This is a genomic window from Sphingomonas guangdongensis (assembly GCF_900199185.1).
In the GTDB taxonomy this organism is placed as follows: Bacteria; Pseudomonadota; Alphaproteobacteria; order Sphingomonadales; family Sphingomonadaceae; genus Sphingomonas; species Sphingomonas guangdongensis.
In genome coordinates, this window is record NZ_OBMI01000002.1 from 634204 (window position 1) to 660157 (window position 25954).

25 protein-coding genes are annotated in these 25954 nt (G+C 70.7%); 16 read left to right on the forward strand and 9 right to left on the reverse strand.

The features are described from left to right. Nucleotides 1–61 precede the first annotated feature (61 nt). From CRO12_RS10180 to CRO12_RS10190, 3 genes are read left to right on the forward strand one after another with little or no spacing between them, the layout of a single operon-like run. On the forward strand, nt 62–544 hold the full coding sequence (locus CRO12_RS10180; RefSeq protein WP_097063915.1) for an SH3 domain-containing protein: 483 nt from the start codon (nt 62–64) through the stop codon (nt 542–544). Further along, entirely contained in the window at nt 541–1047 is a 507-nt protein-coding gene (locus tag CRO12_RS10185; RefSeq protein WP_245858381.1) for a GNAT family N-acetyltransferase, read from the forward strand. The genes CRO12_RS10180 and CRO12_RS10185 overlap by 4 nt, the downstream gene beginning before the upstream one ends. Next, nucleotides 1044–1283 (forward strand): hypothetical protein, encoded by a 240-nt coding sequence (locus CRO12_RS10190; RefSeq protein WP_097063916.1) that lies wholly within the window; start codon nt 1044–1046, stop codon nt 1281–1283. The genes CRO12_RS10185 and CRO12_RS10190 overlap by 4 nt, the downstream gene beginning before the upstream one ends. 14 nt (nt 1284–1297) lie before the next feature. Here the strand turns inward: CRO12_RS10190 and CRO12_RS10195 are convergent, their stop codons facing one another. From CRO12_RS10195 to CRO12_RS10215, 5 genes are all read right to left on the reverse strand, one after another. Next, a complete protein-coding gene (locus CRO12_RS10195; protein ID WP_097063917.1) occupies nt 1298–2485 on the reverse strand; it encodes an acetyl-CoA C-acyltransferase in 1188 nt (395 codons plus the stop codon). A 64-nt stretch (nt 2486–2549) separates the two neighbouring features. Next, nucleotides 2550–3011, reverse strand: coding sequence for a hypothetical protein (locus tag CRO12_RS10200; RefSeq protein ID WP_097063918.1), 462 nt, complete (start codon nt 3009–3011; stop codon nt 2550–2552). A gap of 132 nt (nt 3012–3143) precedes the next feature. After that, a complete protein-coding gene (locus CRO12_RS10205) occupies nt 3144–4736 on the reverse strand; it encodes a DHA2 family efflux MFS transporter permease subunit (protein ID WP_281253411.1) in 1593 nt (530 codons plus the stop codon). A 2-nt stretch (nt 4737–4738) separates the two neighbouring features. Further along, nucleotides 4739–5800, reverse strand: a complete 1062-nt coding sequence (locus tag CRO12_RS10210) for an HlyD family secretion protein (RefSeq protein WP_097063920.1) — start codon at nt 5798–5800, stop codon at nt 4739–4741. Then, nucleotides 5793–6239, reverse strand: coding sequence for a MarR family winged helix-turn-helix transcriptional regulator (locus CRO12_RS10215; RefSeq protein ID WP_097063921.1), 447 nt, complete (start codon nt 6237–6239; stop codon nt 5793–5795). The genes CRO12_RS10210 and CRO12_RS10215 overlap by 8 nt, the downstream gene beginning before the upstream one ends. An 83-nt stretch (nt 6240–6322) precedes the next feature. On the opposite strand from CRO12_RS10215, the gene CRO12_RS10220 reads away from it, so the two are divergent. From CRO12_RS10220 to CRO12_RS10230, 3 genes are read left to right on the forward strand one after another with little or no spacing between them, the layout of a single operon-like run. After that, nucleotides 6323–6763, forward strand: a complete 441-nt coding sequence (locus CRO12_RS10220; RefSeq protein ID WP_097063922.1) for a GFA family protein — start codon at nt 6323–6325, stop codon at nt 6761–6763. Further along, nucleotides 6744–7517: an alpha/beta fold hydrolase gene (locus CRO12_RS10225; protein ID WP_097063923.1), complete on the forward strand. Its 774-nt coding sequence runs from the start codon at nt 6744–6746 to the stop codon at nt 7515–7517. Before CRO12_RS10220 ends, CRO12_RS10225 begins: the two co-directional genes overlap by 20 nt. Further along, on the forward strand, nt 7514–8239 hold the full coding sequence (locus tag CRO12_RS10230) for an SIMPL domain-containing protein (RefSeq protein WP_097063924.1): 726 nt from the start codon (nt 7514–7516) through the stop codon (nt 8237–8239). The genes CRO12_RS10225 and CRO12_RS10230 overlap by 4 nt, the downstream gene beginning before the upstream one ends. Before the next feature lie 8 nt (nt 8240–8247). On the opposite strand, the gene CRO12_RS10235 is transcribed toward CRO12_RS10230, so the two are convergent. The 4 genes from CRO12_RS10235 to CRO12_RS10250 form a co-directional block, all read right to left on the reverse strand. Beyond that, nucleotides 8248–8841, reverse strand: coding sequence for a hypothetical protein (locus tag CRO12_RS10235; RefSeq protein WP_097063925.1), 594 nt, complete (start codon nt 8839–8841; stop codon nt 8248–8250). Between the two features lie 77 nt (nt 8842–8918). Then, entirely contained in the window at nt 8919–10358 is a 1440-nt protein-coding gene (locus CRO12_RS10240; RefSeq protein ID WP_097063926.1) for an AMP nucleosidase, read from the reverse strand. 76 nt (nt 10359–10434) lie between these two features. Then, the gene (locus tag CRO12_RS10245) at nt 10435–10674 is read right to left on the reverse strand and encodes a hypothetical protein (RefSeq protein WP_097063927.1); all 240 of its coding nucleotides are present in this window, start codon (nt 10672–10674) and stop codon (nt 10435–10437) included. A gap of 58 nt (nt 10675–10732) precedes the next feature. Beyond that, nucleotides 10733–11215 carry a peroxiredoxin gene (locus CRO12_RS10250; protein WP_097063928.1) on the reverse strand — a complete coding sequence of 161 codons (483 nt, stop codon included), beginning with the start codon at nt 11213–11215 and terminating at the stop codon, nt 10733–10735. A gap of 116 nt (nt 11216–11331) precedes the next feature. Between CRO12_RS10250 and CRO12_RS10255 the strand changes: the two genes are divergently transcribed. The 10 genes from CRO12_RS10255 (at nt 11332) to addA (ending at nt 25949) form a co-directional block, all read left to right on the forward strand. Beyond that, the gene (locus CRO12_RS10255) at nt 11332–11892 is read left to right on the forward strand and encodes a YqgE/AlgH family protein (RefSeq protein WP_097064292.1); all 561 of its coding nucleotides are present in this window, start codon (nt 11332–11334) and stop codon (nt 11890–11892) included. A 43-nt stretch (nt 11893–11935) separates the two neighbouring features. Further along, nucleotides 11936–12778 carry a sterol desaturase family protein gene (locus tag CRO12_RS10260; RefSeq protein ID WP_097063929.1) on the forward strand — a complete coding sequence of 281 codons (843 nt, stop codon included), beginning with the start codon at nt 11936–11938 and terminating at the stop codon, nt 12776–12778. Nucleotides 12779–12804: 26 nt separating this feature from the next. Further along, the gene (locus CRO12_RS10265; RefSeq protein ID WP_097063930.1) at nt 12805–13512 is read left to right on the forward strand and encodes a GNAT family N-acetyltransferase; all 708 of its coding nucleotides are present in this window, start codon (nt 12805–12807) and stop codon (nt 13510–13512) included. Nucleotides 13513–13588: 76 nt separating this feature from the next. Then, nucleotides 13589–15010 carry an adenosylhomocysteinase gene (gene ahcY / locus CRO12_RS10270; protein ID WP_097063931.1) on the forward strand — a complete coding sequence of 474 codons (1422 nt, stop codon included), beginning with the start codon at nt 13589–13591 and terminating at the stop codon, nt 15008–15010. 122 nt (nt 15011–15132) lie between these two features. Beyond that, nucleotides 15133–17478 carry a sensor histidine kinase gene (locus CRO12_RS10275; RefSeq protein ID WP_097063932.1) on the forward strand — a complete coding sequence of 782 codons (2346 nt, stop codon included), beginning with the start codon at nt 15133–15135 and terminating at the stop codon, nt 17476–17478. Further along, nucleotides 17475–17918 (forward strand): tRNA (adenosine(37)-N6)-threonylcarbamoyltransferase complex ATPase subunit type 1 TsaE, encoded by a 444-nt coding sequence (gene tsaE / locus CRO12_RS10280; RefSeq protein WP_097063933.1) that lies wholly within the window; start codon nt 17475–17477, stop codon nt 17916–17918. Before CRO12_RS10275 ends, tsaE begins: the two co-directional genes overlap by 4 nt. Beyond that, nucleotides 17915–18880, forward strand: coding sequence for an aminoglycoside phosphotransferase family protein (locus tag CRO12_RS10285; protein WP_179641003.1), 966 nt, complete (start codon nt 17915–17917; stop codon nt 18878–18880). The genes tsaE and CRO12_RS10285 overlap by 4 nt, the downstream gene beginning before the upstream one ends. Beyond that, nucleotides 18877–19635 carry a nucleotidyltransferase family protein gene (locus tag CRO12_RS10290; protein ID WP_097063935.1) on the forward strand — a complete coding sequence of 253 codons (759 nt, stop codon included), beginning with the start codon at nt 18877–18879 and terminating at the stop codon, nt 19633–19635. Before CRO12_RS10285 ends, CRO12_RS10290 begins: the two co-directional genes overlap by 4 nt. Then, nucleotides 19628–22558 carry a double-strand break repair protein AddB gene (gene addB, locus CRO12_RS10295; protein WP_097063936.1) on the forward strand — a complete coding sequence of 977 codons (2931 nt, stop codon included), beginning with the start codon at nt 19628–19630 and terminating at the stop codon, nt 22556–22558. The genes CRO12_RS10290 and addB overlap by 8 nt, the downstream gene beginning before the upstream one ends. After that, entirely contained in the window at nt 22545–25949 is a 3405-nt protein-coding gene (gene addA, locus CRO12_RS10300; RefSeq protein WP_097063937.1) for a double-strand break repair helicase AddA, read from the forward strand. Before addB ends, addA begins: the two co-directional genes overlap by 14 nt. Nucleotides 25950–25954 lie beyond the last annotated feature (5 nt).

Below are 25954 nucleotides of genomic sequence, written 5' to 3' on the forward strand. Positions count from 1 at the left end.
GTGAATGGTTGATACGGGAGCCGCCCGCTCGCTAGTGTCCGGTCGGGCAAGGGGACAGGTGATGCGGGCAGCGGTGACGATCGGGGCGGTGGTGGTCGCGGGGCTCGTCTTGCCGGGGGCAGTCGAGGCGCAGCGCCGCGCCACGCCCTATTTCGCGTCGATCTCGGCCGGCAAGGCGATGATGCGGACGGGCCCGGGCCGCAACTACCCGGCAAGCTGGCTCTACGTCCGCGCCGGGCTGCCGATCAAGGTGATCGACATCTACAAGGAATGGCGCAAGGTCGAGGATCCGGGCGGCACACAGGGGTGGATGCTCGGCGCACTGCTGACCGAGACGCGCACCGCCATCGTCGTCGACACCGTGCTGGAACTGCGCGACACCCCGCGGACGGGCGGGCGCGTCCAGTACCGCGCGGCGCCCGGCGTGGTCGGGCGGATCAGCAAGTGCACGAGCGGCTGGTGCTGGTTCGACGTCCGCGGGCGTGCCGGCTACGTCGAGGCCATCCACCTGTGGGGGGTCGATCCAGGCGAGGAGATCGAGTGAGCCTGCGCTTCGCCCGCGCGGCGCTGAACGACCCGCAAGTGGTGGCATTGCTCGATCATCACATGCGCGAGGCGCACCGCAACTCGCCGCCGGGCAGCGTCTTCGCGCTCGACCTGTCGGGGCTGGCGCACCCGGACATCGCACTTTGGGCGGCTTGGAACGAGAATGCGCTGGCGGGATTGGGAGCGCTGAAGCGGCTGCCGGCGGAGCACGGCGAACTCAAGTCTATGCGGACCGCCCCCGCCTGTCTGCGCCAGGGCGTCGGCCGCGCGATGCTCGCGCACCTGATCAGCGAGGCACGCGCGGCCGGGTTCACGCGGGTGAGCCTGGAAACCGGCGCCAACGATGCCTTCGCCGCAGCGCGGGCGATGTACGAGGCGGCGGGGTTCAATCCGTGCGCGCCGTTCGGCGACTACACGCTGACCGAGTTCAACCGGTGCTACTCGCTGGATTTGGTGGATCCAAACGGCGATCGTTGCGCGGTGACAGGTCTCGCGACGTGAAGCGCGCTTACCTGCTGCCGCTTCTGCTGAGCTTGCCAGGCTGTGCGCAGGATGATGACGATCTGCGTCAGGAGGCCGCGCGAGCTTGCGCGTTCAGCCCGTCGCGCTTCACCCTGTGGGAGGTTAGGCGCGACCGGACGACCGGACAGCCGGTCGCTATCGCCTATTCGGGCGTCGATCGCGACTGCATGACGCGCTGGTTGTACCGGAAGAAGCTCGCGGAAGTGCAATACTGACGGTTCGCATCCGCTCAGTCCAACAACTCCACCGCCATCGCCGTTGCTTCGCCGCCGCCGATGCAGAGCGAGGCCAGGCCGCGCTTCTGCCCCGTCGTTTCCAGTGCCGACAGCAGCGTCGCAAGCACCCGTGCGCCGCTCGCGCCGATCGGGTGGCCGAGCGCGCAGGCGCCGCCATGGACGTTCAGCACGTCGTGCGCGATGCCGAGATCGCGCATCGCGATCATCGCGACCACGGCGAACGCCTCGTTCACCTCGAACAGGTCGACGTCACCCAGCTCCCAGCCGGCGCGCTCCAGCGCTTTGCGCATCGCGAATACGGGTGCCGTCGTGAACCGCGCCGGCGCGTGGGCGTGGGCGGCGTGCGCCACGACCCGCGCGATCGGGTTGAGCCCCAGCCGCTCGGCGACGCTCGCGCGGGTCATCACCAGCGCGGCCGCGCCGTCGGAGATCGAGGAGGCGTTGGCGGCCGTGATCGTGCCTTCCTTGGCGAACGCGGCCTTGAGCGTCGGTATTTTCGCGATGTCACCCTTGGCCGGCTGCTCGTCGAGCGTCACGTTGGTGGTGCCGCGCCGGCCGGTCAGCTCGACGGGCACGATCTCCCGGTCGAACGCGCCGCTCGCCTGTGCCTTCTGTGCGCGGGTGAGGCTCGCGATGGCATAGTCGTCCTGCGCGGCGCGCGTGAACTGGTACTCGGTCGCCGCGTCCTCCGCGAACACGCCCATCGCCTTGCCGGATTCGTAGGCGTCCTCCAGCCCGTCGAGGAACATATGATCCATCAGCCGGTCGTGCCCGATCCGCGCCCCGCCGCGGTGGCGGGTGGAGAGATAGGGCGCGTTGGTCATGCTCTCCATGCCCCCCGCCACGACCAGATCGGCGGAGCCGGCGGCGAGCGTGTCGGCCGCCATGATCGCGGCCTGCATGCCCGATCCGCACATCTTGTTGACGGTGGTCGCCTCGACATGCTCGCCGAGACCGGCGCGGATCGCCGCCTGTCGCGCGGGCGCCTGACCCAGCCCCGCGGGCAGCACGCAGCCCATGTAGATGCGCTCGATCGCCGGGCCCTTCAGTCCCGCCCGCTCGACCGCCGCGCCGACCGCCGTCGCGCCGAGTGCGGTCGCCGTCGCCTCCGTCAGCGCGCCCTGAAAGCTTCCCATTGGAGTGCGGCCATAGCTGACGATGACGACGGGATCGGGGGACATGGGGCTCTCCTGCGCGTGCTTTTCCGCGCTGTGGCGGACGCCGCCGTCTCCCGCAAGCCGCGGATCAGGCGAGCGGCGTTCCCTGACGCTCGCAGACGTAGCGGGCGATCTCCTCGCGCAGCGGAAAGCCCGCCATCGAACGGAGCGGCCCGTCGCGCTTGAACGACGTTTCGGCAAAGGCGCGGCGGTTACCCACGCCGACGATGTGGAACAGCCGCTTGGCACAGTCGATCTCGACCCGGGCATAAGCGGCCTTGTTGCCCTTCTCCTCGCGCAGCAGCGCGACCACCGTGCCGGCCAGGATCGGGCGGCGGTGCTGCAGCAGATAGTAGCGCGTCCGCTGGTCGGACGGCGTCGGGATCAGGTCGCCCTCGATCGGGTAGGAGGGGCGGAGCGGCGCGGCCATGTTGGTCATGGTGAGCGTGCGGAGCTTCAGATCGGAGTCGTTCGCACTCGCCGCCGGCTCGGACGAGCAACCCGCAGCCAGGAGGGAGAGCGCCGCCGCTGCGGCAATCGTCTTTAACATGGAGCAGCCTTCCTTTCGGAGGCGCCACCTAGGGAGCGGCGTTGTGCATTGCGATAAGGCCGTGCGCCGCAGAAAAGCTTTGTCACGCGCGTGACATCCACCGCGAACCGCGCGTTTCCGTGGCTTTTCTGGTCAGTGCAGATCGACCGGCGCCGCCTTCTCCGCTCGGCTGGCGCGTGGAGGGCGCTTGAGGAACAGGACGAGCGGGATCGACAGCGCCGTGACCACTGCCATCATCAGGAAGTCGTCCAGGTAGGCGATCATCGCCGCCTGGCGGTTCACCTCCGCATCCACCATCGCCATCACCGTGTCCGCGGCCATGCCGTAGCTCTGCAGCATGGTGGGGTCGAAGGCGGAGACGGTGTTGGACGTCACGGAAGCGCCGATGTCGGCATGCGCGGTCTGCACGTTGCGCGCGAGCAGCGCCGTTACCGCGGAGATGCCGACCGACGCGCCGATGTTGCGCATCAGGTTCATGAGACTCGAACCCTCTGTCCGGTAGTGCGGCGGCAGCGTCGCAAAGGCCATGCCGTTCAGCGGCATGAACACGAGGCCGAGCCCCAGGCCTTGGACGAACCCGGATATGACGAAGACGTGGGTCTCCATCACCAGCGTCCAGGTCGTCATCTCCCACAGCGAGAAGGCGGCGACGACGAAGCCGACCCCGACCAGAATGCGCGGATCGAACCCGCGCTGCTGCAATTGCGCCGCGGCGAACATCGACAGCACGATCCCGAAACCGCGCGGCATCAGCAGCAGCCCGGTGTCGAGCACCGGATAGCCGTAGATGCGCTGCATCAGCGGTGGCAGCAGCGCCATCGTGGCCATCATGACCAGGCCGACGACCAGCATGAAGCCGACCGCGGTGACGAGGTTGCGGTTGCGGAACAGCTCGCGATCGAACATCGGCCGCCTGCCGATGACGAGGTGGACCGCGAACATCCACAGCGCGACGAAGGCGACCAGCGCCTCCACCACCACCTCCGCCGAGGAGAACCAGTCCTCCGTCTGGCCGCGGTCGAGCATCAGCTGCAGCGCGGCGATGCCGAGCGCCAGCAGGGTGAAGCCGAACACGTCGAAGTGACGCTTGTTCACCGCGCGCGAGGGCAGCAGCCACCACAGCACCGCGTAGCAGAACACGCCGAGTGGCAAGTTGACGTAGAAGACCCAGCGCCAGTTGTAGTTGTCGGTCAGCCACCCACCGATCACCGGGCCGAGAATCGGGCCCACCATGATCCCCATGCCCCAGACGGCCATCGCCTTGCCCTGCCGTTCGGGCGGGTTGATGTCGAGCAGCACCGTCTGGCTGAGCGGGTTCATGAAGGCGGCGCTCACTCCCTGGAGAACGCGGAACAGCACCATCTCGGTCAGGCTGTTGGCCATGCCGCACAGCGCGGAGGAGACGACGAACCCCGCGACCGACCAGAGAAAGAGGTTGCGGCTGCCGATCCGGTCGGCGAGCCAGCCGGTGATCGGGATCGCGATGGCGGACGCGACGATGTAGCTCGTCAGCACCCACGTCACCGTGTCGGCCGTCGCGCCGAGCGCCGTCTGCATATGCGGCAGCGCCACGTTCGCGATCGTGGAATCGAGGATTTGCATGATCGTCGCCAGCATGACCCCGAGTGTCAGCAGCGGCCGATTGCTGGTGTGGAGCGCAGCGCCGGACTGGGGGGCGGGGGCGGACGGCCGACCGCGACCGGCCGGGGCGGCAGCGGTGGCCACGCTTAATTCCGCACGTCCACGCGGACGTCGGCGGAGAGGCCGGCGATCAGCTGGCGCGGGCTCTTCTCGTCGATCGCGATCCGCACCGGGACGCGCTGAGTCACCTTGACCCAGTTGCCGTTGGCGTTCTGCGCGGGCAGCACGGAGAACTCGCTGCCGGTGCCCGCGCCGATCGACTGGACGTGACCGCGCAGGTGGAGGCCCGGGTACGCGTCGAAGCTGACCTCCGCGGGCTGGCCGACGCGCATGCGGGCGAGATCGGTCTCCTTGAAGTTCGCCTCCACCCATGAGCGCGCATCGGCGACGATGGTGACGGCGGGCAGGCCGGTGACCATCATCTGCCCGACCTGGAGCCGGTCGGCCTGGCTGATCTGGCCCGAAACGGGGGCGCGCACCTCGGTGCGCGACAGGTCGAGCTGCGCCTTGGCTCGCGCGACCCGGGCGGCGGCGATCTGCGGGTTCTCGCCCGGCACCGCGGCGCCGGTCGCGAGCCGTGCGCGCGCCTCGTTCGCGTCGGCGACGGCATTCTGGTACGTCGCACGCGCCTGCTCCAGCCCGTGCTGCGACTGTTCCAGGCGCGCGCGGGTCGTGAAGCCGCGCTTCATCAGCTCCGACTGGCGCTGGTAATCCTCCTGCGCGGCGGCGATCTGGTCGGTGGCGGCGGCGATGTCGGCGCTGGTGCCCGCGTAGGTCGCGCGGAGTGTCTGGAGCGACACCTGCGCGCCCGCGATCTGCGCGTTCGCCTGCTCGACGGCGATCCGGTACGGATCGGGATCGATCCGGAAAAGCAGATCGCCCGCCTTGACCAGCTGGTTCTCGCGGACGTTGACCGCGACGATGCGCCCGGCGACGTCGCTCGCGACCGACACCTTGTCCTGCTGCACATAGGCGTTGTCGGTCGACACGAACCGGCCGGACGTCGCCCAGAGATAGGCGACGACGCCGATGACGATCAGCGGAATGCCGAACATCAGCAGCGGCCGCAGCCAACGCCGCTTGGTCGGCGCGGGCGCGTCGGCGACACGGGCGTCGGCTGTGTCGATGCGGGGGTCGGCGTCAGCCATGGGCGGCCTCTCGTGCGAAATCGGGGTGGAGCAGGTTGTCGCGGATGCGGGCCAGCGCGTCGGTCAGCTGCGCGCGCATGCCCGCGTCGATGCCGTCGAAGGCGGCCTCCGTTAGGGCATCGGCGTGGGCGCGAAGCTGGCGCAGGACCGGGTCTGCCGCGGGTGTCAGGAACATCTGCCAGGCGCGGCGGTCACCCGGTGCGCGGCGCCGCTCGACCAGCCCGGCTTCCTCCAGGCGATCGATCATCCGCGACAGGGTGATCGGCTCGACCTCCAGCAGATCGGCTAGCGCACCCTGGTTGATTCCCTCGTTCCGGGAGAGGATCAGCAGCGTCTTCCACTGCGCCCGCGTCGAGCCGAGCGTCCGCGCACGCTCATCGAACCGCTTACGGATCAGGCGCGAGACATCGCCGATCAGGAACCCTATGCTGTCGCTCATGGCGTGCACATAATAAGCAGGCTTATGTTACGCTAGATTGCCGCGGTTGCGCAGAGTGCAATCGTACATGCAGGAGAGTGGCGATGAGGGCGATGGCCGGTGGATGTTTCTGCGGCGCAAAGCGGTATGTCGCTCAGGTCGAGAGTGTCGACGCCTATCTGTGTCACTGCCGCATGTGCCAGCGGATCACGGGCAACGTATCGATCGCGTTCACGAGCATCAGAAAGGCGGACGTCCGGTGGGAAGGCACGCCCGATTACCTCGCGTCATCGCCGATCGCCCGGCGCGGGTTCTGCGCGACCTGCGGCACGTCGCTCACCTTCGAGTTCCCGGACAGCGAGTGGATAGACCTGACCGTCGCCAGCTTCGATGACCCGTCTTCGTTCGTGCCGCGGCATCATTATGCGGCGGAGAGCATGCACGAAGCATGGATCGACACGAGCACGCTTCCGCGTAAACGCAGCGAGGATAACGAGAACGTCGTGAAGAGATGGATGGAGGCCTGTGGCAAGCTCCCCGACTGACACCCGCTTTTTCGAGAGCTTCGACGGCGAGCGGATCGCCTGGCGCGAGGTGGGGGAAGGGCGGCCGGTCGTCCTGATCCACGGCTATTTCAGCACGGCGGAGGTCAACTGGATCAAGTACGGGCACGCCGCGCAGATCGCCGCGGCGGGCTTTCGCGTGATCATGCCCGACCTGCGCGGACACGGCGCGAGCACGACGACGCACGACGCGGGCGCCTACACCGCGGACGCGCTGACGAAGGACGGGCATGCGCTGGTCGCGCATCTGGGGCTGAGCGACTACGATCTTGGCGGCTACTCGCTCGGTGCGCGCACCACGGCGCGGATGCTGGCGACGGGCGCGACGCCGGCGCGCGTGATCTTCTGCGGCATGGGGCTGGAGGGGCTGACCGACGTCCACCGCCGCTCCGACTACTTCCGCGGCGTGCTGACCAACCTCGGCACGCACAAGCGGGGCTCGCCCGCGTTCATGGCGGAAGCGTTCATGAAGACGAGCGGCGGCGATCCGGTCGCGCTGCTGCGGGTGCTGGACACCTTCACCGACACGCCGGCCGAGGCGATCGCGGCGGCGCGCCAGCCGGCGCTGGTCGTGATGGGCGACGAGGACGACGAGGTCGGCGACGGCCGCGCGCTCGCCGCCGCACTGCCAAACGGCCGCTACCACCCGATCCCGGGCGGCCACATGAGTGCGGTGGTGAAGCCGGAGCTCGGCGCCTCCATCGTACAATTCCTGTCGGAGGAGACGGCCAGATGATCCCGATCACAATCGCAGCGCTGCTGCTGTTGCAGGGCGCAGCTCCAGTCGGCGTGCTCGCACCCGGCGAGACGCTGCTGGAGGTGCAGGCGGAGGGGCGCGCGACCTACCTGCCGGACACGGCCTTCGTCAGCGCAGGTGTGGTCTCGGCCGGCACGACCGCTCAGGAGGCTACGGACGCCAATGCCCGGGACATGGCTCGCGTGATCGCCGCCTTGCGCAGGGCTGGTGTCGAGGAGCGCAAGATCCGCACCCAGCAGATCAACGTCCAGCCGCGCTTCGCCCGTGCGTCACCAAACGATTACGAGGGGCAACCGCAGATCACCGGGTATGTCGCGCGGAACAGCGTCGCGGTGACGATCACCCGACTGGCCACCGCGCCGGGGGTAATCGCCGCCGCCTTCGGGGCAGGCGCGAACTCGGTCAACGGGCCCAACCTGGGCACGCAGGACAGCGACAAGGGACTGGCCGAGGCGCGTGACGCGGCGATTGCGCAGGCGAAGGCTGAGGCGGAAGACTATGCCAGGAACTTTGGCTTACGGGTCGCTCGCGTGATCCGGGTCAGCGAACGCGGAAACAGCGCGCGACCGATGGACTTCGTGGTGATCGCCTCGCAAAATGCAGCCCCGCCGCCGCCCTCGCCAGCGGCGCCCCCGCCGGTTGCGGGCGGAGAGATGGAGCGGATCGTAACGATCTGGGTCGACTTTGCGCTGACGACGTAGCGCCGTCCTCAGCCGATCTTCGGCAGCTGCTCGGGGATTGTGCCCTCATCGGCGATGCCGGCCTCGAACGAGGCGGTGGAGTCGGTGCCATCCGGCTGGTGTGCGCCGGTCTTGCGGGTGGCCGGATTGCCGTCTCGCAGGAGGTAGAAGACGCCGCCCACGGCCGCCCCGATCGCCGCGGCCCCGCCGAACAGCGCGGCGAAGAAGTTGCGGCTGCCCATCTTCTCCCTGGTATCGGCGACGTACTTGACCGGGGCGGAGCCGGTAACGGCCTTGCGGGTCGACTTGGCGGTGTCGCTGACCGCGTCGGTCGCCGACTTGACCGTCCGGCGTGCGCGGGTAGCGACGGTGGGTGGCGTCTTGGGCGCGCGGGGCTTGCGGGCGGCCGGTGCCTTAGTGGACGCTGTGCGCGTCGCGGCCTTGCGCGGGGCGGGAGCCTTGCGGACCTTGGGCGCGGGCGCCTCGGCCTTCGCCTCCGCGTCGTCTGATCCCGCGTCGCTGCTCGGCGCCGCCGGCTTGGGCGGGGTCGCCCGGCTCGACTTGCGCGGGGTGGTGGCGGCCTTGCGCCGGGGCGGCGTGGGCGGGGTCGGCGTATCGGCCATGCGCGATCACTCCAAGCAGTCGTTACGCGGGCAAATCGTTCGGGACTGCAAAGGGTTCCGCGGCACGGCGCCGAATATCAGCGGAACGGCGGCTCGCTGAATGCGCGCAGCTTGCGGCTGTGCAGCTTCGGCCCCTCGCGCCGCAGCTCCTCGCAGGTCTCGACGCCGATCCGCAGATGCTCGTTGATCGCCCGCTCGTAGAAGCGGTTGGCCTGACCGGGCAGTTTCAGCTCGCCGTGCAGCGGCTTGTCCGACACGCACAGCAGCGCGCCGTAGGGCACGCGGAAGCGGTAGCCCTGCGCCGCAATCGTCGCGGACTCCATGTCGATGCCGACCGCGCGGCTGAGCGAGAAGCGCAGCGCCGACTGCGAGAAGCGCAGTTCCCAGTTGCGGTCGTCGGTGGTGACGATCGTGCCGGTACGCAGCCGGCGCTTCAGCTCCTCCCCCGACTGGCCCGACACCGTTTCCGCCGCGCGTGCCATCGCGACCTGCACTTCCGCGATCGCCGGCACGGGGATCTCGGGCGGCAGCACGTCGTCGAGCACGTGATCGTCGCGCAGATAGGCGTGGGCAAGGACGTAGTCGCCGATCCGCTGTGACGGCCGGAGCCCGCCGCAGTGGCCGATCATCAGCCACGCCTCCGGGCGCATCACCGCCAGGTGATCGCAGATCGTCTTGGCGTTGGACGGACCGACCCCGATGTTGACCAGCGTGATGCCGGTGCCGTCCGCCGCCATCAGGTGGTAGGCGGGCATCTGGTGCCGCCGCCATGCGCTGTCGCTCACCATCTTGTCGACGTCCTCAGGACTATCGATCACGATCCCGCCCGCCCCCGACAGCGCGGTGAAGCGGGTCTGCTCGCCGAGCTGCGACGCGCCCCAGCGGACGAACTCGTCGACGTAGCGGTGGTAGTTGGTGAACAGGACGTAGCGCTGGACGTGCTCCGGCGGCGTGCCGGTATAGTGGCGCAGCCGGGCGAGGCTGAAGTCGGTGCGGAGCGCATCGAACAGTGCGAGCGGACGACGACCGTCCGGCGCCTCATAGATGCCGTCGGCGATCTCGTCGCCGATGTGGGCGAGCTCGGTTGCCGGGAAGTGCCGGGCGAGCTCCAGCGCCGACACCTCGTCGAGCGCGAGCGCGTGGCCCGGATCGAGCACGTAGGGAAAAGGGATCTCCTGTCGGCCCTCGGCCGCGCGCACCTCGACCTCGTAATCCTCGATCAGCAGGGTGAGCTGCTCGATCAGGTAGGGCCCAAACATCGCCGGCTTGGTGACGGAGATGGCGTACTCGCCCGGCGACACCAGCCGCCCGAAGGAGCGGAGCGGCGTCGGGCGGTGCTCCTCGCCCGGCGAGTAGGTCAGCCGGATCTCGGGATAGGCGAACGCCCCGTTGACGCGCGAGGCGGGCGAGGGCGGCGTGCCGTCGGTCAGGTAACGGGTGAGCGCCGCCTTCAGCCGCTCGACGGAGGCGGTGTAGAGCCGCTCCAGCTCGGCCACGATCGTTTCTGCTTGAGTCATCGAGCAGCGCTACGCCCCGGTCGTGACAGAGGCAAGTCGCCGCCGCGCCAGCTCACGCGGCGGCGGGCAGGGGTATCTACTTGCCGGACTTTTTGGTTCCGCCGTCGTCCTCGCGCAGCTTGGTCACGCCGTAAGCGGCGGCGCCCACTGCGGCTGCGGCACCGGTTGCGATCGCGGCGGCCGTCTTCGGGTTCTCCTTGGCCGCCTCGATCGCGGCGTGCACCGCCTCCGTCACCTTGGCCTGCGCCTGAGTGAAGAAGCTCTTGGCATCGTCCGCGCTCATCTCGTCGGCGGTGGTGGTGCTGTCGTCGGCCATGGTTCGCACTCCTGATGGTTCCGGTTCATCAACGACCGCCTGCGCGCGCCGGTTCCGCTCAGAGCTGGGCCAGCAGGTGCTCGGCCGAGCTGACCTTGAACTCGCCGGGCTCCTCGACGTGAAGCTGCTCGACCACGCCGTCGCGGACCAGCATGGAATAGCGCTGCGCCCGCGTGCCCATGCCGAACTTGGTTCCGTCCATCGTCAGGCCGACGGCGCGGGCAAAGTCGGCGTTGCCGTCCGCCAGCATGGTGACCGTGTCCCCGGCCTTGTTCTGCCCGCTCCAGGCGCCGAGCACGAAGGCGTCGTTGACCGCCGTGCAGGCGATCTCGTCCACGCCGCCGGCCTTCAGCTCCGTCGCCTTGTCGATGAAGCCGGGCAGGTGCCGCGCCGAGCAGGTCGGCGTGAAGGCGCCGGGGACGGAGAACAGCGCCACCGTGCGACCGGCGAAGAACGCTTCCGTGTCGACCGCCTCCGGCCCGTCCGGGGTCACCTTCACGACGGTGGAGGCGGGAATGCGGTCACCGACCTTGATCGACATGGGCTTTTGATCCTTCCATCGCGCCGCGAGTGGCGCGGCGACCCGCGAATAAGTGACGGGCAATCCGGATTTTTCAAGCATGGCGGGCGGCAGGGCGCTTGCCTATGTTCGCTGCCATGATCTCCTCTCCCTTCCTGACCGGCCAGCTGCTGCTCGCGATGCCGGGCATCGGCGATCCGCGCTTCGAGCGATCGGTGATCGCGCTGTGCAGCCATGATGAGGAAGGGGCGCTCGGGATCGGGATCGGCACCGTGATCGACTCGATCAGTTTCCACGACGTGCTGAAGCAGCTCGACATCGCCGTCGGCCAGGCGCCGGACGTGGCGGTCCACCTGGGCGGCCCGGTCGAGCCGCGGCGCGGCTTCGTGCTCCACTCGCGCGACTGGAACGGCGCGGACACGATCGATGTCGCCGGGCGCTGGTCGCTGTCGGGCACCGTCGACGTCCTGCGCGCGATTGCCGGCGGCACCGGGCCGTCGCGGTGGCTACCGGCGCTCGGCTACGCCGGCTGGAGCGAGGGGCAGCTCGATGCCGAGCTCACCCGCCACGGCTGGTTCAATGTCGCGGGCGACGACGCGGTCCTGTTCCACACGCCGGTCGAGCAGCGCTGGGAGGCGGGGTTCGCCCGCGCCGGGATCGATCCGCGGCTGCTATCGGCGACCGGCGGCACCGCCTGAGCTTAGCGATTTGGCAAGCAGCCGCCGATAGGCTCGGCGGCGCATGGAGCAGTTCCTCTCCCTCCTCGACGCGGCCGCGCCGACGCTGACCGCCTGGGCGTTCAGCTTCAGCTTCATGACCGCGCTGGAGCTGCTGCTGCCGCGGAGCAGCGAACCGGTGCTCGGGCGCCTGCCCGGGCTGATGTTCTGGGGCGTATGGCTGCTGGCGAGCGCGGGCGCCTATGCCGCGTTCCGGGCGCTGTGGTCGGCCTGGGGCATCCCGCCGCTCCTCGTCCTGCCGACCGGTGCGGCCTGGGCGGGGCCGCTGGCGGTGGTGATCGCGCCGCTGCTGAGCGCGGTGGTCTACGACTTCTTCTTCTACTGGTGCCACCGGGCGCAGCACCGCTGGCTGTGGAAGTACCACGCGGTCCACCACTCGATCCGCGAGCTCTCGGCGGTGAACGCGTTCCACCACGTGACCGAACCGCTGCAGCAGATCGTGCTGATCGCGATTCCCGCGAGCCTGATCTCCAGCGAGGCGGGGCCGGCGATGCCGATCATGCTGCTGCTCCTCCAGCTACAGGCGTCCTTCATCCACTCGCCGAGCCGGTTGCACCTGGGGCCGCTCGCCCGACTGGTGGTCGACAACCGCTTCCACCGCATCCACCATTCGGTCGAGGAGCGGCACTTCGACCATAATTTCGGCGCCTTCACGACCGTCTGGGATCGGCTGTTCGGCACGGCGTGGATGCCCGCGAAGGACGACTGGCCCGACACGGGCATCGCGGAAGTGGACCAGCCGCGCACGCTGCGCGACTGGGTCATGCTCCCCGCGGACTATGAGGCGGCGCGTCGCGGCGAACGCTACGCGCCGAAGCCACTGGTCGGGTCCCCCGCCGCGCTCTAGACCCGGTTGTCGGGTGGAACGGCGGCATGGACAGACCTGATCTCTCGCTGCTCGAGCGGCCCTTGTGGCATGCGCTGAACGACGGCTGGCGCGCCCATGCTGAGGGGAGCGCGCGCGCCCTGCGGCTGCAGCGCGACGTCGGCGTGTTCGCCGCCGCCGCGGACGCCAGCTCGCCGGCGCTCGCCGCGCTCGCGGCACTACTCCCCGATGACGGCGGAGAGCTGTGGCTGGTCGAGCGCAACCCGCCCGAGCCGCCGGGCAGCGTCACCGTCCGCACCGCGCGCTGCGTCCAGATGGTGGCCGAGCGCACCGCCTCGGCGCCCGCCAGCGACCTGCCGATCAAGCCGCTCGGCGAAACGGATGCCGCCGACATGCTGGCGCTGGCCGATCTGACCCGCCCCGGCCCCTATATCCTCGGCACCCAGCGGCTCGGCGCGTTCATCGGGGTGCGCGACGATGCCGGGCGGCTGATCGCGATGGCGGGCGAGCGGATGCGGATGGGCGGGCTGGCGGAGGTCAGCGGCGTCTGCACCCATCCCGACGCGCAGGGCCGCGGGCTCGCCACCCTGCTGATGCGGCACGTCATCGCGCGGATCGTGGCACGCGGCGAGCGCCCGTTCCTCCACGCCTATGACAGCAACGCCGCGGCGATCGCGCTCTACGAACGGCTCGGCTTTCGCCTGACCGGCACGGTTGCCGTCCGGGTTGTCCGGCGTGCCGACCACGCCATATAAAGACATCTTTATGTCGCCTTGCACTCGGTAGCCGCCGCGGCTACGTGCGCGACCAGTTTTCATCGGAGATTAGCCCGTGGCCACCGCCCCCGTTCTCGACCGCCAGGATTACGTAATCAAGGACATCGGGCTCGCCGAGTTCGGACGGATGGAGATCAACATCGCCGAGACCGAGATGCCGGGCCTGATGGCCCTGCGCGAGGAATATGGCGCCGCCCAGCCCCTGAAGGGCGCTAGGATCACCGGGTCGCTCCACATGACAATCCAGACGGCGGTGCTGATCGAGACGCTGACCGCGCTCGGCGCGGACGTCCGCTGGGCGACCTGCAACATCTTCTCCACCCAGGATCACGCCGCCGCCGCCATTGCCGCGACGGGCGTGCCGGTGTTCGCAGTGAAGGGCGAGAGCCTGGCCGAGTATTGGGACTATGTCGGCGACATCTTCAACTGGGGCGCCGACGGCGACGGCACCACCGCCAACATCATCCTGGACGACGGCGGCGACGCGACGATGTTCGCGCTGTGGGGCGCGAGGCTCGAGGCAGGGGAAACGCTCGGCGAGCCGGAGAACGACGAAGAGGTCGAGTTCCAGCGCGCGCTGAAGGCGTTCGTCGCCAAATATCCGGGCTACCTGACGGAGACGGTCAAGAACCTGAAGGGCGTGTCGGAGGAGACCACGACGGGCGTCCACCGCCTGTACGAGATCGCCAAGAAGGGCGCGCTGCCGTTCCCGGCGATCAACGTCAACGACAGCGTCACCAAGTCCAAGTTCGACAATCTGTACGGCTGCAAGGAGTCGCTGGTCGACGCGATCCGCCGCGCGACCGACGTGATGCTGGCCGGCAAGGTCGCGGTGGTGGCGGGCTTCGGTGACGTGGGCAAGGGCTCGGCCCAGTCGCTCCGCAACGGCGGTGCGCGCGTGCTCGTCACCGAGATCGATCCGATCTGTGCGCTTCAGGCGGCGATGGAAGGTTTTGAGGTTGTGACGATGGAGGAGGCCGTCGAGCGCGCCGACATCTTCTGCACCGCGACCGGCAACGCCGACGTCATCACCGCCGATCACATGAAGGCGATGAAGCCGATGTCGATCGTCTGCAACATTGGCCACTTCGACAGCGAGATCCAGATCTCGGCGCTGTCAAATTACGAGTGGACCGAGGTGAAGCCCGGCACCGACCTGGTCCGCTTTCCCGACGGCAAGCAGATCATCGTGCTGGCGAAAGGCCGCCTAGTGAATCTCGGCTGCGCGACTGGGCACCCGAGCTTCGTCATGTCCTCGTCCTTCACCAACCAGACGCTGGCGCAGATCGAGCTCTTCACCAAGGGCGGCGAGTACGAGAACAAGGTCTACGTGCTCCCGAAGCACCTGGACGAGAAGGTCGCGGCGCTGCACCTCGAGAAGCTGGGCGTGAAGCTCAGCAAGCTGACGCCCAAGCAGGCGGGTTACATCGGCGTGCCGGTGGAGGGACCGTTCAAGCCCGACCACTACCGCTACTGATCCTGTAAAGGGGGACGGCTGATCACCGCGTCCGGGCACCGCCCCGGGCGCGGTGACTTTTTTGCGCAACATGGGCGTGGCCGCGCTTCCCCGATGCCGCGGCGGACCGTAGGACAGCGCCGATGATCGCTATTTCGACAGGGGCGGCGGCGATCGCCGGAGGCGTGCTGGTGCTGCTGATCGCCACGGCGGTCTGGGCACTCTACACCGGGCTCGCTGCGCGGCGGGCGGCGCTGGTCGACGCAACGGGGGCCGCCCGCGACGCGACGCTGGTCGCCCACGCGCCCGCCCAGGCAGTGATCGTGCGGTCGGATGGCCGGGTCGAGGCGCCGGCGCGCGTCGCCGACTGGCTGGGGCTGCCGGCCGAGCCGCGCTACCTGGCCGATCTCGGCGGCGCCGACTTCGGCCTGTCCACCGCCGACCTCGCCGAGCTGTCGACCCACGTCAACGCGGCGCAGCGCGCGGCGCGGCCGCTCCGCATGACGGTTGCCGCGCGCGGTTCGGCGCGCAAGCTCGTCATCACCGGCGAGCGTGCGCCGGAGGCGACGCTGGCGCCGGGCGGCGTGGTGCTGTGGTTCGTAGACGCGACGGAGAGCCAGGACGAGATCATTCGCCTGGCGGAGGACCGCGCCCGCATCGCGGAGGCGTTCGAGGCGCTCGCTGGGCTGATCGAGGCGGCACCCATGCCGATGTGGTACCGCGACCGCGAGCTGCAGATGACCATGGTCAACTCGGCCTATGTGACCGCGGTGGAGGCGAGCGACGCGCGCGACGCGCTCGACCGCGGGCTCGAGCTGGTCGAGGCGTCCGGGCTGGGCGGACCGCTCGCCAACGCCGCGATTGCCCGCGACACGCAGGAGCCGCAGGTCGCGGCCGTTCCCGCCACGATCGGCGGCGCTCGCCGCATGCTGCGCATCCACGACGTGCCGCTGCCGACCGGCGGCGTCGCCGGCTTCGCGGTCGACGTCGAGGATCTGGAGCAGGCGCGCGGCGGCATCAAGCGCTTCGGCGAGGCGCAGCGCGCGATGCTTGACCGCCTGTCGGCCGGCGTCGCGCAGTTCGGTGCGGACCGCGGCCTCGTCTTCAGCAATCAGCCGTTCCGCAGCATCTTCGCGCTGCGCGAGGAGTGGCTGCGCGATCGGCCAGAATTCGACCGCGTGCTCGACCGGATGCGTGAGGCCGGACGCCTGCCGGAGGTCCGCGACTTCCCCGGCTGGCGAAACGAGCGGCGCGAGTGGTTCCGCGCGGCGACCGAGGTGGCGGCGGAGGAGCATTGGCATCTGCGCGGCGGTACCCACCTGCGCGTCGTGGCGCAGCCGCTGCCCGATGGCGGGCTGCTGGTCATCTTCGAGGATCAGACCGAGCAAGTCCAGCTGGCAAGCGCCCGCGACACGCTGCTGCGCGTCCGCACCGCGACCTTCGACAATCTGTTCGAGGCGCTGGGAGTCTTCGCCGCCGACGGCCGCCTGCAGATCTGGAACCAGAAGTTCCGCCTGCTGTGGGGGTTCGACGAAGCGCTGCTGAACGGACATCCCCGCGTCGACACGCTTGCCCGGGCCGCCGCTCCCCGCCTGGAGAACCCGTCGCGCTCATCCATGATCGGCGATCTGGTACGGTCGGCGACGATCGACCGGTTGCAGCGCGGCGGCCGCTTCGCCTTCGCCGATGGGCGTCATTTCGAGTTCGCGGCGGTGCCGCTGCCGGATGGCAACGCGCTCTTCACCATGCTCGACATCACCGCCAGCCGCCGGGTCGAGCGCGCGCTGACCGATCGCAACGAGGCGCTGGAGGCGGCCGACCGGGTCAAGACCTCCTTCGTCGCCAACATGAGCTACGAGCTGCGCACCCCGCTCACCTCGATCAAGGGTTTTGCCGAGATGCTCCACGGCGGCTTCGCGGGTGCGCTGAGCGAGTCCGGGCGGAGCTATACGGAGGCGATCCTCCAGTCGGTGGATCGGCTGTCCGGGTTGGTCGACGACGTGCTCGACCTCACCATCGAGGAGGCCGCGGGCAAGCGTACCGGCGTCGACCTGGAGCTGCTGGCCGGCGCCGCGGCCGAGGCGATCGCGCCGGCGGCCGCCGCCAAGCGGATTGAACTGGCGGTGGAGGTGCTGGAGGGCGCAGGCAGGGTGTTCGGGGATGCCGACCGGCTGCGCCAGGCGGTTCAGCACCTGCTCCGCCACGCGATCGGCGCCACGCCGGAGGAGGGTCGTGTCCTGCTCCACATCGATGGCGGGCCGGACAAGGCGCGCGTGATCGTGTCGGACAACGGCCCGGGGATGACCGAGGCGGCGGTGCGCCGCGCCTTTGACCGCTTCGCGCCGGGAATCGCGCGGGGCGGAGAGCGGGCGCTCGGCCTCGGCCTGCCGCTCGCCAAGCGCTTCGTGGAGGCGCATGGCGGGACGATCGACCTGCTCAGCGAACCCGGACAAGGGACGCTCGTCACCGTCGAGCTGCCGCGCGAATGAGGCTTGCCGACGCGGCGGCGACGGCGGCGATGGGTCGAGCGCTCGCGGCGCTGGTGCGACCCGGCGACGCCGTCACGCTGTCCGGCCCGCTCGGAGCGGGCAAGACCAGCCTCGCCCGCGGGGTGCTCGCTGCGCTCGGACTGGCGGGGGAAGCGCCGAGCCCGACCTTCGCGATCGTCCAGCCCTATGATCCGCCCGACGTGCGGTTGCCGGTGCTCCACGTCGACCTTTACCGCCTCGATGCGCCGGGCGACGTGGCGGAGCTTGGGTTGGACGAGTTCCGCGCCGACGGCGTGCTGCTGGTCGAGTGGCCGGAGCGGGCCGATCCTCAGTTGTGGCATGATGCCCTGCGCCTGACGCTGGCCGTCGCGGAGGATGGCGCGCGCGCCTTGACAGCCGAAGTGCCCGCGGCATGGAAGGACCGATGGCCCCCGACATGAACCCGCCCGCCGCGGCGCCCGATTTTCTCGCGCGGCTGGGCTGGGACGACGCCGAGATCCTGCCGCTCGCGGGCGATGCGTCGTTCCGCCGCTACTTTCGCGCGGTCGGGCATGAGCGCACCGCGATCCTGATGGACGCGCCGCCGCCGCACGAGGATCCGAGGCCCTTCATCGGCGTGGCCGAGTGGCTGCACGCCCGCGGCTTCGGCGCGCCCGCGATCTACGGCACCGACCTCGATCACGGACTGGTCCTGCTGGAGGATTTCGGCGACGCACGGATGCGCGAAACGGTTGATGCCGCGCCGGAGAGCGAGCTCCGGCTCTACGAAGCGGCGACGGACGTGCTGATTGCGCTGCGCGATCACCGTGCCGCCGACGTTCCCGCCTATGATGCCGAGTACCTCCACCGTGAGGCGGCGCTGCTGACGCAGTGGTACTGCCCGGCGGTCGGCGCGGACGTCGACACCGGGGGCTACCATGCCGCCTGGAACGCAGTGTTCCCCTTCGCGATGGCCGACACGCCGGTCACCGTGCTGCGCGATTACCATGCGGAGAATATCATGCTGGTCGACCGCGGCCTCGGCCTGCTCGACTTCCAGGACGCGCTCGCCGGGCATCCCGCCTACGACCTCGTTTCGCTGCTGCAGGATGCGCGCCGCGAGGTGCCGGTCGCGCTGGAGCAGGCGCTGCTGGAGCGCTACTGCCGGATCACGGGGGCAGGCGACGACTTCGTCACCGCCTATCATGTCCTCGGCGCGCAGCGGAATGCGAAGATCATCGGCATCTTCACGCGGTTGTGGCGGCGCGACGGCAAGCCGCGCTATCCGGCGCTGTGCCCGCGCGTGTGGGGCTATCTGGAGCGCGACCTGCGCCACCCCGCGCTTGCGCCGGTGAAGGCGTGGTTCGACGCGAACCTGCCGCCCGCGCGGCGCGGCGATCCGATCGAGATCGCCGGGGCATGACCGCCCGCACGCTGGCGATCCGCCCCGATCCGGGCGGCGTCGTGCCCGATACCGCGATGGTCATGGCGGCGGGTCTCGGCAAGCGGATGCGCCCGCTGACCGCGACCCGGCCGAAGCCGCTGGTGCCGGTCGCGGGCAAGCCCCTGATCGATCATGTGTTCGATCACCTGCGTTCTGCCGGGGTGAGGCGCGCGGTGGTCAACGTCCATTATCTCGCCGACGCGCTGGAGGCGCACCTGCACGCCCGCGCCGGCGGGATCGAGGTGACGGTCTCCGACGAGCGGGCGCAGCTGCTCGAAACGGGCGGTGGGCTGGTCAAGGCCAAGCCGCTGCTCGGCGATGCGCCGTTCCTCTGCATCAACAGCGACAGCCTGTGGGTCGACGGACCGACCGACGCGATCCGCGCGCTGGCGCGGGCGTGGGACGACGCGCGGATGGACGTGCTGCTGCTGATGGTCCCGTTCGCGCGCGCCCACGGCTATCGCGGGCGCGGCGACTTCCACCTCGACGCGCTCGGCCGGATCACCGGGCGGCGGCGCCCCGGGCGGCTCGCGCCGTTCGTCTTCATCGGCGTGCAGATGATCCACCCGCGCCTCATCGTCGATGCGCCGGAGGGTCCGTTCTCCACCAACCTGTTCTGGGAACGCGCGATCGCGGCCGGCCGCGCCTGGGGCCTCGTGCATACCGGCCTCTGGTTCGAAGTCGGCGATCCCGCCGCGATCGGCCAGACCGAGGCGATCCTCGCCGATGGCTGAGGCATCTCGCCTCAGCGTCTACACAATCCCGCCGCACCGCGCCTTTGCCGACGCGCTCGTCGCGGGGCTCAGGCGCCGCTTCGGCGACGGCGCGACCGATCTTGCGCGCGGTACCGTGCTGGTGCCGAACAACCGCGCCAGGCGCGCGATCACGGAGGCCTTCGTGCGCGCGAGCGGCGGGGCGCTGCTGCTGCCGCGGATCGTCGCGATCGGCGATCCGGACCTGGACGAAGCCACCGGCGCGCTGTTCGATCCCGCCGGCGACGCGACCCCGGTTCCGCCCGCCGTGCCGCCGCTCCAGCGACGCCTGATCCTGGCGCGACTGGTGCAGGAAGCAGACCCGGCGCTCGACGCCGGCGAAGCGGTGCGGCTGGCGGGCGATCTCGCCCGCACGCTCGACCAGCTGCTGGTGGAGGAGGTAGCGCCATCGAGGCTCCGTGAGATCCGCCTGGCAGAGGGATTGTCGCAGCATTGGGAGCGCGCGCTCGCGAGCTTCGAGCTGGTGCTCGATCGCTGGCCGGCCGAGCTCGCCCGGCTCGGTCGGCTCGAACTTGCAGAGCGCCGCCGCTTGCTGTTCGACCGGGTGGCGGAGCGCTGGCGCGACAACCCGCCGGGCGGCTTCCTGTGTGCCGCCGGCATCACCGCGTCGGCGCCGGCTATTGCGCGTTTGCTGCGCAGCATCGCCGAGCTGCGCGGCGGCATGGTGGTGCTGCCGGGGCTCGACTTGGCGATGGACGAGGACGCTTGGGCGTCGCTCGGCCCGCACGCCCCGCACCCCGAGACCGGGCACCGGCCGCGGGGCGAGCCGACCCATCCGCAGCATCATTTGAAGCAGCTGCTCGATCGCATGCGGGTGGCTCGGGCGGAGGTTCGTACCTGGGCCGCGGCGAGCGAGATCGACGCGCCGCCGGCCCGGTCGCGCGCGATCGCGACCGCGCTGGCGCCGGCCGAGATGACCCATGACTGGGGTTCGCTGCGGGCGATCGATCGCGCGCTGGCGGGCGTCCGCACGCTGGAGGTGGGTACGCCGGCGGAAGAGGCCGCGGCGGTAGCGCTGGCACTGCGCGAGGTGCTGGAAACGCCCGGCCGCACCGCCGCGCTGGTGACGCCCGATCGCGCGCTCGCCCGGCGGGTGTCGGTGCTGCTCACCCGCTGGGGAGTCGCGATCGACGATACCGCCGGGCGACCGCTGTCGGAGGTGCCGCCGGGAACGCTGCTGCTGGCGCTCGCCGAGGCGGCCGCGGGAGACTTCGCGCCGGTGCCGCTACTCGTGCTTCTCAAGCACCCGCTGGTGCGCAGCGGCGACGCCCGGCCGGCCTGGCTGGAGGGAGTCCGCGCCCTCGATCTCGCCCTGCGCGGTCCGCGACCGGCACCGGGGCTGGCCGGATTGGGCGAGCATCTCGCGGCGGTCGGCGGTCATGCCGCCGCCTTCTGGACGGACGTGCGCGCGCTGCTGGCGCCGGTCGAGCGGCTGCTGGGCGAGGGCGCCCGCCCGCTCGCGCACCTGCTCGGCTGCCTGCGCGAGGCGGCGACCAAGCTGTGCGGCGATGCGCTCTGGTCGCGTGCGGAGGGGCGGGCAGCCGCCGAGCTGCTCGCCGAGCTGGAGGAACACGCGGGCGCCGGCCCGGCCGAGATCGCGCCGCCCGCGCTCGCGCCGCTGCTCCGTGCGCTGATGGACGAAGTGGCGGTGCGGCCGCCGCAGGGCGGTCACCCGCGTCTCGCGATCTACGGCCTGATCGAGGCGCGGCTGCAGTCCGCCGACCTGCTGATCCTCGCCGGCCTGAACGAGGGCGTATGGCCGGGCACGCCGGCACCCGACCCGTGGCTCGCACCGCGCATCCGCGCCGAGCTTGAGCTGCCGGGGCTCGACTTCCGGATCGGTGTCGCCGCGCATGACCTGGCGAGCGGGCTGGGGGCGCCATCGGTGCTGCTCACCCGCGCGCGGCGTGATGCCCGCTCACCGACGATCGCTTCGCGGTTCTGGCTGCGCCTACGCGCGCTGGCGAGCGAGGCGTGGGTCAGCGCGGACGAGCTCGGCCACTGGGCGCGCGCGCTCGACACGCCGGGCGATGTCGCACCCGCGACCCGGCCAGCTCCCACGCCCCCCGCGGCGACGCGCCCGCGCGAGATCGCGGTAACCGACGTCGACCGGCTGAAGGCCGATCCGTACGCCTTCTACGCGAAGAAGATGCTGCGGCTCCGGCCGCTCGACGCGATCGATGCCGAACCGAACGCCGCCTGGCGTGGGACGGCGGTGCACGACATCCTGCGCGCGTCCTGGGCGGAGGACCGGCTCGACGCCGATCGGCTCCGTGCCCGCGCCGCCGCCTGGCTGGCGCAGGCGCACCCGCTGCTCCGCGCCTTCTGGCAGCCGCGGCTCCTGGAGGCGATCGACTGGATCGGCGGGGCGATGGCCGATCTGCGCGCGGACGGCCGCGAGGTGATCGACGTCGAGCGCAAGGGCCGGATCGACATCGCGGGCGTCACACTGAACGGCACCTTCGACCGGATCGATCGGCTGGGTGACGGTGCCCTCGCGGTTGTCGACTACAAGACCGGGAAGCCGCCATCGGCAAAGGCGGTGCGCGCCGGCTACAGCCTCCAGCTCGGCCTACTCGGGCTGATCGCGGAGCGTGGCGGGTTCGAAGGAGTGACCGGACGCATGGGCGCGTTCGAATACTGGTCGCTCGGCAGGGCGAAGACCGGGTTCGGCTTCATCGCCTCGCCGGTCGACCCGGCCGGCAAGCGCGACAGGATCCCGACCGACGAGTTCACCGCCGTGGCCGCGGCGAACTTCGCCGACGCTGCGGCCAGGTGGCTGACCGGCGAGGACCCCTTCACCGCCAAGCTGGTCCCCGAGTACGCGCCCTATGGGGAATACGACCAGCTGATGCGCCGGGACGAGTGGTATGGCCGGGACTAGGCAGACCCACCTGCCGCCGCTGAAGGGCAACCAGGGCGCGGCGAGCGATCCCGCCGCGCATGTCTGGCTGTCCGCATCGGCGGGGACCGGCAAGACGCAGGTGCTGGCAGCGCGTGTCTACCGGCTGCTGCTGCGCGAGGTGACGCCGGGTGCGATCCTGTGCCTCACCTTCACCAAGGCGGGTGCGGCCGAGATGGCGAGCCGGATCAGTGCGACGCTCGCCCGCTGGGTCCGCGCGAGCGATGACGAGCTGTTCCGCGACCTGTCGGCCTTGGGCGAAGGCGGCGGCCCCGCACAGCGCCGACTGGCTCGCACGCTGTTCGCCCGCGTACTGGATGCGCCGGGCGGGGGCCTGCGCATCCAGACCATTCACAGCTTCTGCCAGAGCCTGCTCGCCGGCTTCCCGGTCGAGGCGGGACTGGTGCCAGGCTTCCGCCCGCTGGAAGCGCGCGAGGAAGCGGCGCTGCAGCGCGAGGCGCTGGCGCACCTGCTGGTCGAGGAGGAGGCGGCGGGTCGCACCCGCCTGATCGATGCAATCGGCGCGCTCAGCTTGCGGCTGGGCGAGGGTGGGGCCGAGGCCTTCCTCACCGCCTGCGCCCGCGCGCCCGACGCGATGGCGGCATTGCCGAGCGGCGTTCAGCCCTTCGTCCGCCGGGCGCTCGACCTGCCGAGCGGCGACGTGATGGCGGAGGTCGCAGATGGCTGCCACGCGCTGCACGACGCGGTGCAGGCGATCGTCGACCAGAACCGCAGCTGGGGCAAGGATCGTGGCGTCGCCCGCGCGGACCTGCTGGCGGGCTGGCTGCTCCGCTCGCCGGAGGAGCGGGCCGCATCGCTCAAGGACATCGCGGGCGCCTGGTCGGTGGCGAAGGGCTGGGCGCCGCAGGACCCCGCCTATGCCGAGCTGGTCAGCGAGCCGCGCGATGCCTGCGAGCGGCTGGTCGGCCTGGTCGCGCGCGCCGACTATGCCGATCTCCTCGCCGGCGGGCTGGAGGCGGGGCGGGCCTATGCCGCGGCCTACACACAGGCGAAGCGGCGGGTGGGCGGAGTCGACTTCGACGACCTGATCCGCGCCACGGTCGACCTGCTCGCGCAGCCCGGGATGGGCGACTGGGTGCGCTACAAGCTCGACCAGGCAACCGACCACCTGCTGATCGACGAGGCGCAGGACACCAACCCGCAGCAATGGGCGATCGTGCGTGCACTCGCCGACGAGTTTTTCGCGGGCGACGGTGCCAAGCCCGGCGAGCACCGCACGCTGTTCACCGTCGGCGACTACAAGCAGGCGATCTTCGGCTTTCAAGGCACCAGCCCGATCTACTTCGAGGCGGCGCACCGCCACTTCGAGCGGGCGAGTGCGCTTGAGGCGCCGGACGGCCGCGTCACCCACCGCCTCCGACCGCTCTCGCTCACCAGCAGCTTTCGTTCGACCCGGCCGGTACTCGCCTTCGTCGATGCCGCGATCGGAGCGCTCGACGCCCCCGGGCTGGGCGTCGACCTGACGGAGGCGCACGCGAGCGAGGTGCCGGGCCCGGGTGCGGTCACGCTCTGGCCGCTGGTCACTGCCGCCGAGGGGGGCGACGAGGACGAGGGCGAGGAGGATTGGGCGAGCGATGCGACCCGCACGCTCGCCGGCCGGATCGCGCGCGCGGTGAAGGGCTGGATCGGGACGCTGCCGATCGGCCGCGATCGCCACCCGCTCCGTCCCGAGGACGTGATGATCCTGGTCAAGCGGCGCGGCGAGCTCGCCTCGCTGCTGGTTGCGCGGCTCTATGCGGAGAAAGTGCCGGTTGCGGGCGTGGACCGGCTGCGGCTGAACGCGCCGCTCGCCGTGCAGGACCTGCTTGCGGCCGTGCGCTTCGTGCTCCAGCCTGACGACGACCTGAGCCTCGCCAGTCTGCTGGTCTCCCCGCTGATCGGATGGTCGCAGGACGAGCTGATGGCGACCCACGTCCGCCCGCGCGGGATCAGCCTGTGGCGCTACCTGCGCGGCACCCTCGACACGGTGCGGCTGGCACCGCTCACCGCCATGCTCGCGCGCGCCGACTTCACCACGCCCTATGTGTTCCTGGAGGAGCTGCTGTCCGGACCGCTCGACGGGCGGCGCAAGCTGCTTGGCCGGCTGGGCGAGGAGGCGCGCGATCCGATCGAGGAGCTGCTGAGTGCGGCGCTCACCTTCGAGGCTACGACCACGCCGTCGCTCCAGCGCTTCCTCGACTGGTTCGATCGCGGCGAGGTGGAGATCGTTCGCGACCCGTCCGCACCGCTCGACGCCGTCCGGGTGATGACCGCGCATGGTGCGAAGGGGCTGCAGGCGCCGCTGGTCATCCTGGCCGACGCCACCACCGATCCGGCCAACGCCCGGCGCGAGGTGCTGAAGTGGAGTGTCGAGGTCTCGGGCGGCGACGGGCCGATCGATCTTCCCATCTTCCGCCCCGGCAAGGCCGAACGCGCGAACTCGCCGCTCGCCGACGTCGTCGCGGCGGCCGAGCAGCGCGAGCTGGAGGAGCATTGGCGGCTGTTCTACGTCGCCGCCACCCGGGCCGAGGAGCGGCTGGTGATCGCGGGCGCGCTGCCGGCCACCAAGACCGAGGCTCCGCCGAACAGCTGGTATGCGGCGTCGGCACGGGCGCTTGATGCGCTCGACGTGCTGGCCGGCGAGGAGCGGACCTACTGCGGCGAGGCGGTCGCAGCGGCACCGGTCGGTTCGCCCGCACCGCCGCCCGCTGCTGAGCCGATCGCACTCCCGGAGTGGGTCCGCCACGCTGCGCCGGCGGAGGCGCGTCCGCCGCGGCCGCTCGCGCCCTCCGCGATCGGCGACGATGCGGTGGCCGATCCGCCACCGTCGGCCGCGATGCGCGCCGCGGCGGAGCGGGGTGGGCTGCTCCACGCCCTGTTCCAGCGGCTGCCGGAGGTCGCGCCGGAGCGGCGGCGCGGGGCGGCGCTCGCCTGGCTGGGCCGGTCCGGGAGCGTGAGCGAGTCCGCCGCCGCGGAGATCGCCGATGCTGCGCTGGCGGTGATCGAGGACCCGCGCTTCGCCGCGCTGTTCACGCCCGATGCGCTGGCGGAGGCACCGATCACGGCCACGGTCGGCGGCAGCGTGATCGCGGGCACGGTTGATCGGCTGCTCGTCACCGACGCCCACGTGACCGTGATCGACTTCAAGACCGGACGGCAGGCGCCCGCGTCGCTCTCCGACGTCCCGCCCTATCACCTGCGCCAGATGGCAGCATACCGCGCGGCGCTCGAGGTGATCTTCCCGGACCGGGCGGTCGGCGCCGCCCTGCTCTACACGGCCGGTCCGGTGCTGTTCGATCTGCCGGACGCCGTGCTGACGCCCCACAAGCCCGGCTTCGCGGGTGCGGAGCAAAGTTTGAGCCCGCGCGCTTGAGCGGG